The sequence below is a fragment of the Ideonella alba genome (assembly GCF_018069875.1).
In the GTDB taxonomy this organism is placed as follows: Bacteria; Pseudomonadota; Gammaproteobacteria; order Burkholderiales; family Burkholderiaceae_C; genus Ideonella; species Ideonella alba.
In genome coordinates this window covers 146,704-160,241 of record NZ_JAGQDF010000003.1, presented here as the reverse complement: position 1 = coordinate 160,241, position 13,538 = coordinate 146,704, and the positions used below count along the sequence as shown (strand labels likewise).

Genomic DNA, 13,538 nt, shown 5'->3' with positions numbered 1-13,538 from the left:
GCGTCAGCGCTGGCCATCGTGCACCGAGACCTGCTCCTTGGTCAGGCCGCCCAGGCGCGCATGCACGCGCCCGCCGGTGCCCATGACCAGGGCAAAGAGGATCTCGTCGGGCCGCGGTGCGTCCTGGATGCCGATCTCCATGGTGTTGAAGTGGCTGCGCACGTAGCAGGCGTGGATGTAGTGCAGCGGCACCATCAGCCGGTAGCCGGTGGCCGCCACGGCCTTGGCCGCCGGCACGATCGCCTTGGGCTGGCCCAGCACCTCGCGCATGGCCCAGCCGCCGGCCTCGTGCCAGACGGCCGCATGCTCAAGTTCGCCGTTGACGCCGACGATGGCGGCCTTGCTGTAGACCTCGACCTGGTCGCGCCCCAGGGTCTCGACCAGCTCGGTGGCGAGCTGCGTGCCCAGCGAGCGCAGCTCGGCCATGAAGGGCAGCAGGTTCTCCTCAAAGCGGCCTGCATAGGGGTTGCGGATCACCGCGCAGGCGGCGGCCAGCTTCAGCGGCACCGCCGCCGGTGGCCCGCCCTCGTGGTGGATGGTCTCGATGGTCAGGCTGCGCTTGCGGATCTGGATCAGCGACATGGTGGGGTCCTGTGTGCGGGCCGTTCAGGCCTGGTCGACGATCGGGTTGCGCAGGGTGCCGATGGCCTCGATCTCGACCTCGCACACATCGCCGTGCTTCATGAAGCGCTGCGGCTTGCGCGACCAGCCCACGCCCGCCGGCGTGCCGGTGATCAGCACGTCGCCCGGCACCAGCGTGAAGATGGTGGAGGCGTAGGCGATCAGCCGCGGGATCGGGAAGATCATGTGGCCGGTGTGGCTGGACTGGATCGTCTCGCCATTGAGCCGCGTCTCCAGCTTGAGCTGCCGGCCCGGCGCGATCTCGTCGGCGGTGACCATCCAGGGCCCGAAGCCGCCGGTGGACTCGAAGTTCTTGCCGGAGGCGATCTGCTTGGCGTGGAACTGCCACTCGCGCACGCTGCCGTCGTTGTAGACGCTGTAGCCGGCCACATGGTCCCAGGCCTGGGCCTCGGGGATGTCGCGCCCGCCGCGGCCGATGATGACCGCCAGCTCGCCCTCCCAGTCCAGGCTCTCGGACACCCGGGGCCGCACGATGGGCGCCTCGTGCGCGGTTTGCGAGCGCCAGACGCGCAGGAAGATCGGCGGGAAGTCGGACAGCTCGCGCTGCATGCCGGCGGCCAGCACCTCCTGGTGGTGGTCCATGTAGTTGCGCACCGCGCAGACGATCTTCTCCGGCCGCGGGATCACCGGCAGGTAGTGCAGCCCGGCCAGCGGCCGCTCGGCCTGCAGGCCGGCCACCAGCGTGTCGCGGGTGGCCCAGGCCGGGCTGCCGACGAACTCGGCCAGCGTCGCGCAGCCACTGCGCTGGCGCAGCGAGGCCACGCCGTCGCCCAGCACCACGCCCCAGTCTTCCTTGTCTCCGTCCAGGTAGGACAACAGCTTCATCTTGGCTCCTGCCGGTCAAGCGACCGTGTTGTCCACAACTCTATTTTTTATGCATAAACTCATCCATGAGCACAAACCCGCGGTTTGGGCGCATCGGCTTGGACGACAATCCGCGCATGAGCGAGGATCCCAGCGACGGCTCTGCCTCCCTGGCGGAGCGTGCCTACCGCGACCTGCGCCGCGCGATCGTGCGCGGCGAGTTCGAGGCCGGTGCGCGCCTGCGCGTCGAGGACCTGACGCGCCGCTTCGCGGTCAGCAGCAGCCCGATCCGCGAGGCGCTGAACCGTCTGTCCGGGCAGGGGCTGGTGCGCGTTCTGGAGAACCGGGGCTTTCGCGTCGCGCCGCTCACGGCCGAGGGCGTCAGCGACCTGGCCCGGGTGCGCCAGCTGGTGGAGTGCGAGGCACTGCGCGACTCGATCGCCCATGGCACCGACGAGTGGGAGGCGCAGGTGGTCGCCGCGGCGCATGCGCTGGCGCTGACCGAGCGGCGCATGGGCCACGAGGCGCGGCCCCTGGATGACGACTGGTCGGCCCGCCACCGCGCCTTCCACATGAGCCTGTACGCCGCCTGCACCTCGCCCATGCTGCTGGACCTGGCCGACGTGCTGTTCGACAACGCCGAGCGCTACCGGCGCTGGGCCGCCCGCCACCGCACCCAGCCGCGGCGCAAGCACGACGAGCACCAGCTGCTGCTGGGCGCCGTGGTCGCACGCGATGCCGCCAAGGCCGTGGCCCTGCTGCAGACCCACATCTCGCACACCGAACGACTGGTCGCCGCGGCCCTGCACGGCATCGGCACGACCGATCGGCAGTGAGGCGCCGGGGGCGCCCGCGCCTCAGCGGCCTGCCGCACAGCAGGTCCTGAGCCTGCCCTTCAGGCCAGGCTGCCCATCGCGCCCAGCGGCGCGGCGCGCTCGGCCGCAGGGCCCATGCCGCAGGCCTGCGCAAGCTGGGTTTCAAAGCGAGAAACGACGTCGTCCCATCCCAGGGCGGCGGCGGTCTGCCGCGCCGCATGCGCAATGCGTTGGCGCAGCCCGGGGTCGCTGGCCAGGGCGGTCAGCGCCGCGGTGAACCCGGCGGCATCGCCCACGGCCGCCAGGCAGCCGTTGTCGCCATGGCGCACCAGCTGCGCGGCCGCGGCGTGGTCGAAGGCGACCAGCGGCAAGCCGCTGGCCAGCGCCTCGATCGTCACGTTGCCGAAGGTCTCGGTGACGCTGGGGAACGCGAACACATCCATCGATGCGTAATGCGCGGCCAGGTCCAGGCCCCGGCGCACGCCGGCGAACAGCGCGTCCGGGCAGGCGGCCCGCAAGGCCGGCCGCAGCGGGCCGTCGCCCACGAAGACCAGGCGGGCGCGGGGCTGCACACGCTGCACCGCGCGCCAGGCGTCGACCAGCACGCCCAGGTTCTTCTCGGCGGCCAGGCGACCCACGCAACCGATGACGAGGTCCTCGTCGCTGACGCCCCACTCCTGGCGCAGCGCGGCGCTGCGACGCGTCGGCGAGAACTGCCGCGTGTCGACGCCGCGAGGCACGACGCGCAGGCGCTCGAAGCCGGCGCCGGTCAGCTCGCGTTGCAGCAACTCGGTGGGCACCAGCGTGCAGGCGCACTGGTTGTGGAACTTGCGCAGGTAGCCCATGATCGGCCTGCTCAGCCAGCCGATGCCGTAGTGGCGGCTGTAGGCGCGGAAGTCGGTCCGGAAGTCCGAGGTCACCGGCAGCTTCAGGTACTGCGCCGCCTGCAGCGCCGACCAGCCCAGCGGCCCTTCGGTGGCCACATGCACCACGTCGGGCCGGCGCAGCTTCCAGAGCTTGACCAGCGCGCGTTTGCTGGGCACGCCCATGCGCAGGTTCGGGTAGCGCGGGATCGGCAGGCCGTGCATCAGCACCTCGTGGAAGCGGGGCTCGGTGCCGGCGGCGTCGATGCGGTCCTGGCGCGGACGCACCAGCTGCAGGTCGTGGCCGCGGCGGTGCAGTCCTTCGACGAACTGCGCCGTCGTCGTGGCCACGCCGTTGACCTCGGGGGGATAGGTCTCGGTGACGAAGGCGATGCGCAGCTGACGCCATGCCGAGGGGATCTCGTCGACCTGCAGGGGGGCGTCCTCGCTCATGTCCATGGCGCGATGCTGAGTGCGCCGTGCAACAGCACGATGACAAGTCACCACGATTTCACGAAGCATCCGCACCATCGGCCGCTGTGCGTCACTACCCGTTGAGGAGATCGCGTGTCCACCTTTCTTCAGACCCTGAGAACCCAGCGCTGGGACGACCATCGCTACTACCACCAGAGCCGCATCAACCAGACGCTGCACTTCATCAGCGCGCTGAGCTTCCTGGTGGCCTATGCGCTGCTGTTCATCGACCCGGCGCTGGCCGCGATCGTCGGCTGGTGCTTCTCGATGACGACCCGCCAGGCCGGCCACTTCTTCTTCGAGCCGCGCGGCTATGACCAGGTCAACGACTGCACCGACGCCTACAAGGAGGCGGTCAAGGTGGGCTACAACCTGCAGCGCAAGATCGTGCTGCTGTCGGTGTGGGTGGGCCTGCCGGTGCTGCTGTGGCTGCAACCCGCGCTGTTCGGACTGATCCAGCCAGCCACCGACCTGGGCGGCTGGGTGCATGACCTTGGCATGGCCTGGCTGGCGCTGGGCGTGGCCGGGCTGCTGTTCCGCGTGGTCCAGCTGTGGCTGCGTGACGGCGCGATCCCTGCGCTGGCCTGGATGACCAAGATCCTGACCGACCCGGTGCACGACCTGATCCTCTACCACCGCGCGCCGCTGGCGCTGTGGCGTGGCGAGCGGCTGGACCCGATGCACCATGTGCAGCCGGGTTCGCGCCATTGAATCGCTCAGCCGCTCAACGCCAGGCGCGCAGCATCTCGCCAAGGAGGCTGCGCCGGATCGACCGGTTGCTGATCGACGCGTCGTGCCACCACCAGCCATCGGCCTGCATGGCCCGCGCGGCGCTGATGAACTTGCCGAGCACGGCCTCGAACGCATCGTCGCTGTAGTTCAGGCTCCAGACGAGGCGGCCCGTGCCCACCCAGCTCAGCAGCAGACCATGCGCGCGCAGATAGAACTGCAGCATCCAGTTGTAGCGCGAGGGCTGGGTGTAGAGCACCGTCCAGATGCTCGACAGCCCCGCCACCCGCACCGGCAGACCGGCCTCGGCCAGCGCTGTGTTGAAGCGCTGCAGGCGCTGCGACCAGCAGTGGTCCAGATCGGCGTAGAGGCGCTGCACCTCGGGGCTGTCCAGCCGCCGCAGGAAGGCGTTCATCGCCGCCATCACCATCGGGTGGGCGTTGAAGGTGCCGCGCGCGAAGCAGATGTCGGCCGGGTGGCGTTCGCGGAAGCGCTGCATCAGCGTCTGCCGCCCGCAGACCACGCCCACCGGCAGGCCGCCGCCCAGGGTCTTGCCGTAGGTGACCAGATCGGCCTGCACCCCGAAGTACTGCTGGGCGCCACCGGGCGCCAGGCGAAAGCCGACGAAGATCTCGTCGAGGATCAGCACGATGCCACGCTCGCTGCAGACCGCGCGCAGGCGCTGCAGCCAGGCGGCATAGGCAGCGCGGTCGACCCCGGCGCTGCGGCTGCTGTCCACCAGCGACGAGTCGCCCGGCGCCGGCCGGTTGGGGTGCAAGGCCTGCAGCGGATTGACCAGCACGCAGGCAATGTCGTGGCGGGTGCGCAGCACCTGCAGGGCGCGCTCGTCCATGTCGGCCAGCGTGTAGGTCTCGCGCACCGGCGTCGGGTTGCCGGGGCCGGGTTGCACATCCTCCCACCAGCCGTGGTACGCGCCGGCGAAGCGCACCAGGTGGCTTCGCCCGGTGTGGTAGCGCGCCAGGCGCACGGCCTGCATCACCGCCTCGGTGCCGCTCATGTGAAAAGACACCGCGTCCAGGCCCGAGATCGCCTTCAGGCGCTCGATGTTGTCGGCCACGCAGGGCAGGTAGTGGCCCAGGACAGGGCCGACCGCCTGGGCCTCGGCCAGGCCCTCGGCCAGGGTCTGCTTGTAGAAGTCGACCCCGAAGACGTTGACGCCGTAGCTGCCGGTCAGGTCGTGGAAGACCTGGCCATCGATGTCCTCGACGGTCACGCCCTGGGCGCGTGCGATGAAGCTGCTGGTGCGCAGGTGCTGCCGGATCACTGGCGAGAACTGGAAGGGCACACGGTAGCTGCCGGTGAAGCGCAGGTCGGGCAGGCCCTCGCGCGCCTGGGCGGTGAGCGCTGCCCCCCGCGGCCAGGCTTGGTCAAAGTCGTGCGACAGGCGCAGCAACGCGGCGCGGCGGCGGGCTTCCACCTCAGGCGGCGCACCGTCGACCTTGAAGAAGTGGGCCTCGTCATAGGCATACCCCGGCAGCCAGCGGGCCAGGCACTGGGCGATGCGCGCATGGCCGGCCAGCGAGCGGTGCTTGGCGCGCGAGAGCTGCAGCCGGCGCCGCGCCTTGGGCAGACCCCAGGCCAGCAGACCCAGGCCCAGCAGGGACCACGTGATGGTTGTTTCTTCCATGGTGAGCAGTGATGCCAACGACACCCCCGGATATACCCGCCGCGCTTGACACCGCTGTGAAGCACAGCGCCTTCCGCCGCCTGTGGCAGCAGGAAGACCTGAACTTCCTGCTGACCAACCGCATTCCGCGCATCGCGTTGACGCGGGCGATGGGCCGCTTCAGCCGGATCCGCAGCCCCTGGCTGACCCGGGTCAGCATCGCGCTGTGGCGGCTGTTCACCGATCTGGACCTGTCCGATGCGCGGCAGCAGCGCTTCGACAGCCTGCAGGCCTGTTTCACCCGCGAGCTGCGCCCCGGCGCCCGTCCGGTGGACCCCGACCCGCGCGTGCTGGCCAGTCCCTGCGACGCGATCGTCGGCGCCTGCGGCGTGGCCCGGGCCGATCAGGTGTACCAGGCCAAGGGCTTCCCCTATTCGATGCGCGAACTCTTCGGCCCCACCCAGGACAGCGCGGTGTTCGAGGGCGGCACCTGGGTCACGCTGCGGCTGACCTCGGCGATGTACCACCGCTTCCATGCACCGCACGACCTGACGGTCGAGCAGGTGACCTACCTGAGCGGAGACACCTGGAACGTCAATCCGATCGCGCTGGCGCGGGTGGAGCGCCTGTTCTGCCGCAACGAGCGCGCGGTCATCCGCGGCCGCCTGACCCAGGGCGGCCACCCGATCGCCCTGGTGCCCGTGGCCGCGGTGCTGGTGGCCAGCATCCGGCTGCACTTCCTGGACGTGCTGCTGCACCTGCGCTGGCCCGGCCCGAACGAGATGCCCTGCCAGGCGCCGCTCACCAAGGGCCAGGAGATGGGCTGGTTCGAGCATGGCTCGACGATCCTGGTCTTCGTGCCCCCCGGCTTCGCGCTGGCCAGGGGCATCGCGCCGGGGCGGCGGCTGCGGGCCGGCGAGCCGCTGATGCGCCTGCCGACAGGCGCTTAGCGGCGCAGCACCGGCGCCGTCGCCGGCTCGCCAGCCACCACCGACGGGGCGGACGGGCGTGCCAGCGTGCTGATCGGCGGCAGCGCGGCGGTGCTGCGGTCGATGATCTCGAGCCGACCGTCGGTGTGCTCGACCAGCGCGGTCAGGCTCTCGACCCAGTCGCCGTCGTTGCAGTACAGCACGCCGTCGACCTGGCGCATCTCGGCATGGTGGATGTGGCCGCAGACCACGCCGTCGGCGCCCCGCCGCTTCGCTTCATGCGCCACCGCGACCTCGAAGTCGTTGACATAGCTCACCGCCCGCTTCACCTTGAGCTTCAGGTAGCGACTCAGGCTCCAGTACGGCAGGCCGACACGGGCGCGGGCGCGGTTGAACCAGCGGTTCACCTTCAGCGTCATCTCGTAGGCCACGTCGCCCACATAGGCCAGCCACTTGGCGCACTGGATCACGCCATCAAACAGGTCGCCGTGGGTGATCCACAGCGTGCGGCCGTCGGCGGTCTGGTGCAGGCAGTCGTCGACCACCTCGACCCCGCCGAAGTTGTGCTCCACGTAGCGGCGCGCGAACTCGTCGTGGTTGCCGGGCACGAACACCACCCGCGTGCCCTTGCGCGCCTTGCGCAGGATCTTCTGCACCACGTCGTTGTGGGCCTGCGGCCAGTACCAGCTGCGGCGCAACTGCCAGCCGTCGATGATGTCGCCGACCAGGTACAGCGTCTCGCAGTCGACATCGCGCAGGAAGTCCAGCAGCGCCTGGGCCTGGCAGCCCGGTGTGCCCAGGTGGACATCGGAGATCCAGACGGTGCGCACCCGCAGGCACGCGGGCGCAGCATCAGCAACAGCGTGGGCAGACATGACCCTGCATGCTGGACCCGCGTGATGACGCCGCCGTGAAGGCCGCGCGTCGGCGCCGCGTCAGCGCCGTCAGGGCACCAGCTTCAGCGCGCCCATCTCGCGCCGCAGCAGCTCCGCCTCGTTGCCCAGCCGAACGGCGGCCAGGCCCAGGAAGGGCTCGTCGCGGGCGCGCATCGCCTCGGGCGTGGCGTGCTGGTAGGCGTCCACCGCCTGCAGGCCCAGGGTCTGCAGCTGGCGGTTCGCGCTCTCGGCCGCGGCGAGCGACTGGGTGCTTCGCTGCAGCAGGGCGCTTAACGTCTGCGTCAGGCGGCGCTGCTCGGCCAGCTCGGACTGCAGGCGCTCGGTCTCGGCCTGCTGGCGCTGCAGGCGTTGGGCGATCTCGTCGCGCTCACCACGCGTGCGGTCGTGGTCGGCGTTCAGGCGGTCGCGCTCGGCCTGGGCCTGCGCCAGGGCCTGGCGGGCGGCGGCAAGCTGGCCGGCCGCGGTGCGCTGTGCGGTGCGGCGCTGGTCCAGCTCGGTCTGCCGGGTCTGGTCGGCACGCGCCAGCGCATCGCGCTCGCTGCGCAGTTGCGCGGCTTCCTGCTGCGCGGCTTGGGCGGCGGCCTGGGCCCGGCGCGCGGCCTCGCGCAGCGCGGCGCTGCGCTTGTCGTCCTGGGCCAGCGCGCCCAGGCAGGTGGTGGCCAGCGCCACGATGAGCAGGCGCCGCACGGCGGCCAGGGAGCGGTTCGGTGTCATGGTCAGAAGCGGACGTTGGTCTCGATCTGGAGGGTGTCGATGCGCAGCGTGGCGCTGCTCATGTTGCCGCTGACCTGGCCGCTGCTGTCGGTGTAGCGGACCTTGTCGTCCAGGTTGCGCGTGCTGATGAAGCGCAGGCCCAGCGTGGTCTGGTGGTCGAAGGCGTATTCGCCGCCGAGGCTGAAGCCCCTGTAGTTGGTGCCGCCGCCGTGCCAGGCGGTGTCGGTGAAGGCGTCGATCCAGGCGTCGCGCTCGAAGTGTCGCCAGGCCAGGTGGGCCTGCCAGTCACCCGGCTCGCGCAGGCGCGGCATGCCCAGGCCCAGGCGCACCTGGTAGCCCAGGGTCTTGGCCTTCAGCGCGGAGAGGTCCTCGCCGGCACGGCGCGAGATGTCGGCGGTGTCGAAGCCGGTGTTCTTCACGACGTCCAGGTCCAGGCTCAGCTCGTAGGGGCGGAAGTGCCTGGCCACCACGCCCAGGCGCAGGTCCACCGGCCGGAAGCGCGAAGCCAGGCCCCAGGTGGCGCTGCTGGCGCAGCCGGGCGTGCTGGGCGTGGTGATGCAGGTCGGGTGGTTCAGGTTGATCAGCGTGTTGCCCTTCTGCCGCACCGCCGCCGGGTATTGGCTCTGCAGATAGGGCGTGGTGCCGGCGCGCTGGTTGACGGGGGGCAGCGACGAGGCGACCGTGCCCTCGACGTTCTGGAAGTCGTACAGCCCGATCGAGCCGCGCAGCTGCCACTGGCCATTGGGTGCCCAGTCCAGGCCGATCTGGCCGCCGTAGAGCCATTTGTCGTTGCGGTTGTTGGCGAACTCCTCCAGCGGGAAGGCGCCGGCCACCGCGAAGCCGTACAGGCCGCTGGCGAGGTCGATCTCGCCCTTGCCGGCCACACCGTCCAGCCCCAGGTCCGCCGGCCAGATCAGGTCGCTGTGGTCAAAGGGCACGCCCATGCGCCCGGCCTGCAGCGACCAGCCCTGGCGCGGCTCCCACTTGATCCAGCCGCGGTCGATGCCGATGCTCCAGCGGTTGCCGTAATTGCCCAGGGTGACGCTTTCGGAACTGGGGCTGCCGGTGGTCGAGCCGGTGGCCACGCGCACCTGGGCTGTGACCGAGTCGCTGGCCTTGACGGTGGCGCCCAGGCGCGCGCGCGCGGTCAGGCGGCCGCGGTTGTACTGGGTGTTGGTCAGGTCCGGCGCCCAGGCCGGCGAGTCCTGCAGCAGACTTTGCACGGTGAAGGACTCGGCACCGATGTTGGCGCTGTCGAACAGCTCGGCCTGGCCGCGCACCCGCAGATCGCCGTCGATGGCCACGTTCTTCAGCCAGCCGGGCAGACGCCGGCCGTCGGTCCAGCCTTCATCGCGCGCGGTGCCGAGGATCTCGTTCTTGATCTCCTCCTTCATCTGCGCCCGCGCGGTCTCGGGCAGGTAGGGCACGCGCACCACCTTGGGCGTCTTGGCGGGCGGCGCGCCCCAGGCCGGCACGGCGGCGGCCGGGCGTGCCTTGCTGAGCAGCTCGTCCGCCTTGGCGCGGCTGAGCAGGCCTTGCTCGACCAGCAGGTCGATCAGGGCCAGGGTGGTCGAGCGCAGCTCCTGCAGCGCGGCGCGCTCGGTGGCCGGGTCGGCGGGGGTCTGGGCCGGCGCCGCGGCAGCGGCCAGGGCCAAGGCCAGGGCGCTGACCAGGGGCAGGCGGCGGAACGTGGGCGGGGTCATCTCGGGCATCTCCGGAAAGCGGTGTCGATGGGGGAATTCAGGCGCCGGCGCGCACGGTCAGGCGAAAGCGCAGCGGCTGGGTAATGCCGGCGGGCGCGGGCAGCTGCAGGCGCTCGGCGCTGCGCTCCAGCGCCAGGCGCAGGGCCGCCTCACCGGCGGCATCGAGCCGGCCTTCGGCGCCGTCGACGCTCCAGCGGCTGATGCGGCCGTCGTCGCCGATCCACAAGGCAAAGGCCGCGCTCAGCTCGCCCGCGTCGGCCTGCAGCTGGCGCTCCAGCTCGTCGCGCAGCGCCTGGCGCACGCTGCCGGCGTAGAGCCGTTCCTGGGCACGGTCCAGACCACGGCCACCGGAGCCCGAGGCGGCGCTGCCGATCGTCGGCGCGCCGCCCTTGTAGTCCTGGCTGACGCTGCCCGCGGCGAACGCGCTGGGGCCGTTGCCGGCGGCGCCTTCCATCTTCAGCGGCTCGGTGGCCGAGGGCGGCGGTGGCTTGACCAGGTTGTCGGGCACCGGTGCCTGGGGTCGGTCGGGCTTGGGCGGCTCTTCCTTGCGCTCCTTGGGGGGCGGTGGCGGTGGCGGTGGCGTATCGGGCAGGATGGCGATGCGGGCCACCTGCCGCGCGGGCCGCTGCGGTTCGCTGATCAGCCGGCGCACGCCCAGCACGGCCAGCACCAGCAGCAGCAGTGCCAGCAGCGCGGCACCGACACGCCACAGGCCGGAGCGCGCCGGGGTCGGGGTGGGGATCATGGCGGTCATCGCGCGGCTCAGGTGCCAATGCGGGCGGTGACCAGGCCCATGTCGATCGCCAGGCGGTTGCACAGGTCGATCACCTGCACCACCTGTTCGTAGGCGGCCGTCGCGTCACCCTTGATCGCCACGCTCATCTTCGGGTCGCGCGACCGGGCCTGCACCAGCTGGCGCTCGACCTCGGGCAGCGACAGCGCGGCGCCATTGACCAGCAACTGGCCGTTGGCAGCGACCTGCACGATCACCAGCTCATGCTTCTCGGTGGCCGGCTTGTTCGACGGCTTGGGCAGGGTGATCGTCAGGCCCTGCACCGAGGCGGTGGTCATCAGGATGAAGACCACCAGCAGCACATAGGCCAGGTCCAGCATCGGCGTGACGTTGATGGTGTCGTAAGGCTTGGTCTCGGTACTGACCTGGGCGGCCATGGCGGGCTCCGTGGGCTTTCGTTGTCAGGGTTCGGCGGGCTGCCGCTGGGTGACCAGTCCGACCTCGGTGATGTCGAGCCTTTTGGCCACCTCCAGCACCTCGGTCACCTTGCGGTACTGGGTGCGGGCGTCGGCCTTGAGCACCACCGGCAACGCCGGGTTGCCGGACTTCAGCGCCGCCAGCCGCTGCGACAGCTCGTCCAGGCTGACCGGGTAGGCATCCAGGAACAGCGCGCCGTCCTGGGTGATGGTGATCGCGCGGGTCTGCGGCTTGGCCAGCGAGCTGGCGGCCTGGGTGCGCGGCGCGTTGACCTTGACGCCCTGCACCGACGCGGTGGTCAGGATGATGAAGGTGACCAGCAGCACATACGCCAGGTCCAGCATCGGCGTGATGTTGATGTCGTCGTAGGGCGCGTTGTCGGCGCGGACGTCGGCGGCCATGGCGCGCTGCTCCGCCCGGGCCTCAGGGCGCGCCGTGCGCCTCGGCGGCGCGGGTGACGAACTCGTCGACGAAGATCTGCATGTCGGCCGACAGGTTCTTCACCTGGGCCGCCAGCCAGTTGTAGCCGAACAGCGCGGGGATCGCGACGCCCAGGCCGGCCACCGTGGCCAGCAGCGCGGCGGCGATGCCGGGGGCGATGGCGTTGACATTGACGTCGCCGGCCGCGGCGATCGCGGCGAAGGTGATCATCACGCCCACCACCGTGCCCAGCAGCCCGAGGAAAGGCCCGCCGGAGATGGCGATCGTCAGCAGCACCATGCGGGCGTTGAGCGCATGGTTCTCGCGCACCAGCGTGGCATCCAGCGTGGCCTTGATGGCGTCCAGGTTGGCGCCGCTGAGCTGGCCCACGCCGGCGGCGCGGCGCTTGTCGACTTCGCGCGTGCCCACCTCGTAGAGGCGCCACAGCGAGGACGCGCCCCAGGCGGTGTCGGCCGCCACGGTCTCCTGCGCGCCGGCCTGGCGGAAGCGCTCGATGAATCGGTCGTTGGCGCTGGCCGTTCGGCGCACCTGCAGGGTCTTGGTCACCATCACCCAGGCTGCGACGGCGAACATCACCGCCAGGATGATGATCACCACCCAGGCGTCGGTGGTCAGGTTCTTGAACAGGATGCCGAAGTAGCTGTGGCTCTCGCCCTCGCCCGCGGCGCCGTCGGGCGTTTCCTTGAAGACCTTGACCAGGCCGCTGTCCGGGCCCTGCGAGGCGGCCACCAACCGCACCCAGCCCTCGTCGCGTGCAGCGCCCAGCAGTTGCAGCTCGTCGATCTGGCCCTGCAGGCCGCGGCCCAGCACCAGGTCGGGCGTGGACTCGGGCAGCAGCACATCGGCCCGGGCGCCCGGCTTGCCGTTGACGAACAGCGTGGCCTGGCCGCCGCCCACGCTCAGGGCGACGTGGGTCCAGGCGCTGGCCGGCAGCGCTGCGGTGCTGAGGACCTTGCCGTCCAGGCGCGCCTCGACCTCGTCGACCGCACGCACCAGGCTCAGCGGGCCCAGCGCCAGCAGCGTGGCCGGGCCGGCACCGGGGTCGGGGCGCACCCACATCGAGACGGTCACGCCGCCGCCCGCGCTCAGCCTGAGCCGGCCGGCCAGCGGCAGCGTCAGGCCCCGGGCATCGGTGCGCAGCGCACCGGAGAGCAGGCCGTTGGGCTCGCGCCCGACGGGGTCGGTGCTGGCCTGCTGATGCGCGGCATCGCGCGCCGGGCCCTCGGTCTCGCTGAAGTGCAGCACCGCGGCGTAGGCGTCGGTGAACACCGCGGCGGACGGCTCGGCCGTGGCCTTGGCGTTGCCGGCATAGACGTGCAGGACATTCTTGTCGCTGCCCTGGGCCACCATGGGCACGCGCACCCACAGCAGGGCCAGTTCATTGACCGCGTCGAAACGCTCGATCGCGAAGGGCAGCGGCGTCTTGTCGTCGGCGCCGATCACGCGCAGGTCGGCACCGTCGGGGGCCGCGCTGGCGAAGTCGAAGTTGCCGCTGTGCAGGCGCAGCGGCAGCACGGCGTCGCTGACCGCGGTCGGCAGTGGCTGGCCCTTCTCGGTGGTGTCGATGACGACCCGGGCGCGCTGGCTCCAGGCCTCGTTCCACCAGGCATGGGCGGTGGGGGACAGCAGCGCAGCGCACAGGCCCAGGGCAAGCAGCAGGCGTCGGTTCATGGTGGCGGACATGGCAGGTT

At 71.1% G+C, this 13,538-nt stretch carries 14 protein-coding genes; 3 read left to right on the top strand and 11 right to left on the bottom strand.

The genetic code is table 11. The features are described 5' to 3' along the window. Positions 1 to 3: 3 nt before the first annotated feature. Positions 4 to 582 carry an amino acid synthesis family protein gene (locus KAK07_RS06070; RefSeq protein WP_210851072.1) on the bottom strand — a complete coding sequence of 193 codons (579 nt, stop codon included), beginning with the start codon at positions 580 to 582 and terminating at the stop codon, positions 4 to 6. Positions 583 to 606: 24 nt separating this feature from the next. After that, the gene (locus tag KAK07_RS06065; protein WP_210851071.1) at positions 607 to 1,467 is read right to left on the bottom strand and encodes a fumarylacetoacetate hydrolase family protein; all 861 of its coding nucleotides are present in this window, start codon (positions 1,465 to 1,467) and stop codon (positions 607 to 609) included. 116 nt (positions 1,468 to 1,583) lie between these two features. Here KAK07_RS06065 and KAK07_RS06060 point away from each other — a divergent pair, with 116 nt between their 5' ends. Beyond that, entirely contained in the window at positions 1,584 to 2,282 is a 699-nt protein-coding gene (locus tag KAK07_RS06060; RefSeq protein WP_210851070.1) for a GntR family transcriptional regulator, read from the top strand. Positions 2,283 to 2,341: 59 nt separating this feature from the next. On the opposite strand, the gene KAK07_RS06055 is transcribed toward KAK07_RS06060, so the two are convergent. After that, positions 2,342 to 3,583 carry a glycosyltransferase family 4 protein gene (locus tag KAK07_RS06055; RefSeq protein WP_210859548.1) on the bottom strand — a complete coding sequence of 414 codons (1,242 nt, stop codon included), beginning with the start codon at positions 3,581 to 3,583 and terminating at the stop codon, positions 2,342 to 2,344. Between the two features lie 108 nt (positions 3,584 to 3,691). Between KAK07_RS06055 and KAK07_RS06050 the strand changes: the two genes are divergently transcribed. After that, positions 3,692 to 4,309, top strand: coding sequence for a DUF962 domain-containing protein (locus KAK07_RS06050; RefSeq protein WP_210859547.1), 618 nt, complete (start codon positions 3,692 to 3,694; stop codon positions 4,307 to 4,309). 13 nt (positions 4,310 to 4,322) lie between these two features. Here the strand turns inward: KAK07_RS06050 and KAK07_RS06045 are convergent, their stop codons facing one another. Then, complete coding sequence (locus KAK07_RS06045) at positions 4,323 to 5,975, bottom strand: aminotransferase class III-fold pyridoxal phosphate-dependent enzyme (protein WP_210859546.1); 1,653 nt, start codon at positions 5,973 to 5,975, stop codon at positions 4,323 to 4,325. A gap of 56 nt (positions 5,976 to 6,031) precedes the next feature. Here KAK07_RS06045 and asd point away from each other — a divergent pair, with 56 nt between their 5' ends. Further along, entirely contained in the window at positions 6,032 to 6,904 is an 873-nt protein-coding gene (gene asd / locus KAK07_RS06040) for an archaetidylserine decarboxylase (RefSeq protein WP_310740705.1), read from the top strand. On the opposite strand, the gene KAK07_RS06035 is transcribed toward asd, so the two are convergent. The 7 genes from KAK07_RS06035 to KAK07_RS06005 all read right to left on the bottom strand — a co-directional run bounded on the left by KAK07_RS06035 (position 6,901) and on the right by KAK07_RS06005 (position 13,518). Then, on the bottom strand, positions 6,901 to 7,758 hold the full coding sequence (locus tag KAK07_RS06035) for a UDP-2,3-diacylglucosamine diphosphatase (protein ID WP_210859544.1): 858 nt from the start codon (positions 7,756 to 7,758) through the stop codon (positions 6,901 to 6,903). The genes asd and KAK07_RS06035 overlap by 4 nt on opposite strands. A 69-nt stretch (positions 7,759 to 7,827) precedes the next feature. Next, entirely contained in the window at positions 7,828 to 8,493 is a 666-nt protein-coding gene (locus tag KAK07_RS06030; RefSeq protein WP_210859542.1) for a hypothetical protein, read from the bottom strand. Positions 8,494 to 8,495: 2 nt separating this feature from the next. Beyond that, positions 8,496 to 10,196: a putative porin gene (locus KAK07_RS06025; RefSeq protein WP_210859540.1), complete on the bottom strand. Its 1,701-nt coding sequence runs from the start codon at positions 10,194 to 10,196 to the stop codon at positions 8,496 to 8,498. A 37-nt stretch (positions 10,197 to 10,233) separates the two neighbouring features. Beyond that, the gene (locus KAK07_RS06020) at positions 10,234 to 10,950 is read right to left on the bottom strand and encodes a hypothetical protein (protein ID WP_210859538.1); all 717 of its coding nucleotides are present in this window, start codon (positions 10,948 to 10,950) and stop codon (positions 10,234 to 10,236) included. Positions 10,951 to 10,958: 8 nt separating this feature from the next. After that, on the bottom strand, positions 10,959 to 11,366 hold the full coding sequence (locus tag KAK07_RS06015; protein ID WP_210851061.1) for an ExbD/TolR family protein: 408 nt from the start codon (positions 11,364 to 11,366) through the stop codon (positions 10,959 to 10,961). Between the two features lie 24 nt (positions 11,367 to 11,390). Beyond that, on the bottom strand, positions 11,391 to 11,807 hold the full coding sequence (locus tag KAK07_RS06010; RefSeq protein WP_210859536.1) for an ExbD/TolR family protein: 417 nt from the start codon (positions 11,805 to 11,807) through the stop codon (positions 11,391 to 11,393). 22 nt (positions 11,808 to 11,829) lie between these two features. Beyond that, positions 11,830 to 13,518 carry a DUF2341 domain-containing protein gene (locus KAK07_RS06005; RefSeq protein ID WP_247664251.1) on the bottom strand — a complete coding sequence of 563 codons (1,689 nt, stop codon included), beginning with the start codon at positions 13,516 to 13,518 and terminating at the stop codon, positions 11,830 to 11,832. Between the last annotated feature and the right edge of the window lie 20 nt (positions 13,519 to 13,538).

Bases quoted from the DNA above. Each gene is read 5' to 3' on its own strand.
- KAK07_RS06070 (WP_210851072.1), bottom strand. From the start codon at position 582: ATGTCGCTGATCCAGATCCGCAAGCGCAGCCTGACCATCGAGACCATC.
- KAK07_RS06065 (WP_210851071.1), bottom strand. From the start codon at position 1,467: ATGAAGCTGTTGTCCTACCTGGACGGAGACAAGGAAGACTGGGGCGTG.
- KAK07_RS06060 (WP_210851070.1), top strand. From the start codon at position 1,584: ATGAGCGAGGATCCCAGCGACGGCTCTGCCTCCCTGGCGGAGCGTGCC.
- KAK07_RS06055 (WP_210859548.1), bottom strand. From the start codon at position 3,583: ATGGACATGAGCGAGGACGCCCCCCTGCAGGTCGACGAGATCCCCTCG.
- KAK07_RS06045 (WP_210859546.1), bottom strand. From the start codon at position 5,975: ATGGAAGAAACAACCATCACGTGGTCCCTGCTGGGCCTGGGTCTGCTG.
- KAK07_RS06035 (WP_210859544.1), bottom strand. From the start codon at position 7,758: ATGTCTGCCCACGCTGTTGCTGATGCTGCGCCCGCGTGCCTGCGGGTG.
- KAK07_RS06030 (WP_210859542.1), bottom strand. From the start codon at position 8,493: ATGACACCGAACCGCTCCCTGGCCGCCGTGCGGCGCCTGCTCATCGTG.
- KAK07_RS06025 (WP_210859540.1), bottom strand. From the start codon at position 10,196: ATGACCCCGCCCACGTTCCGCCGCCTGCCCCTGGTCAGCGCCCTGGCC.
- KAK07_RS06020 (WP_210859538.1), bottom strand. From the start codon at position 10,950: ATGACCGCCATGATCCCCACCCCGACCCCGGCGCGCTCCGGCCTGTGG.
- KAK07_RS06015 (WP_210851061.1), bottom strand. From the start codon at position 11,366: ATGGCCGCCCAGGTCAGTACCGAGACCAAGCCTTACGACACCATCAAC.
- KAK07_RS06010 (WP_210859536.1), bottom strand. From the start codon at position 11,807: ATGGCCGCCGACGTCCGCGCCGACAACGCGCCCTACGACGACATCAAC.
- KAK07_RS06005 (WP_247664251.1), bottom strand. From the start codon at position 13,518: ATGAACCGACGCCTGCTGCTTGCCCTGGGCCTGTGCGCTGCGCTGCTG.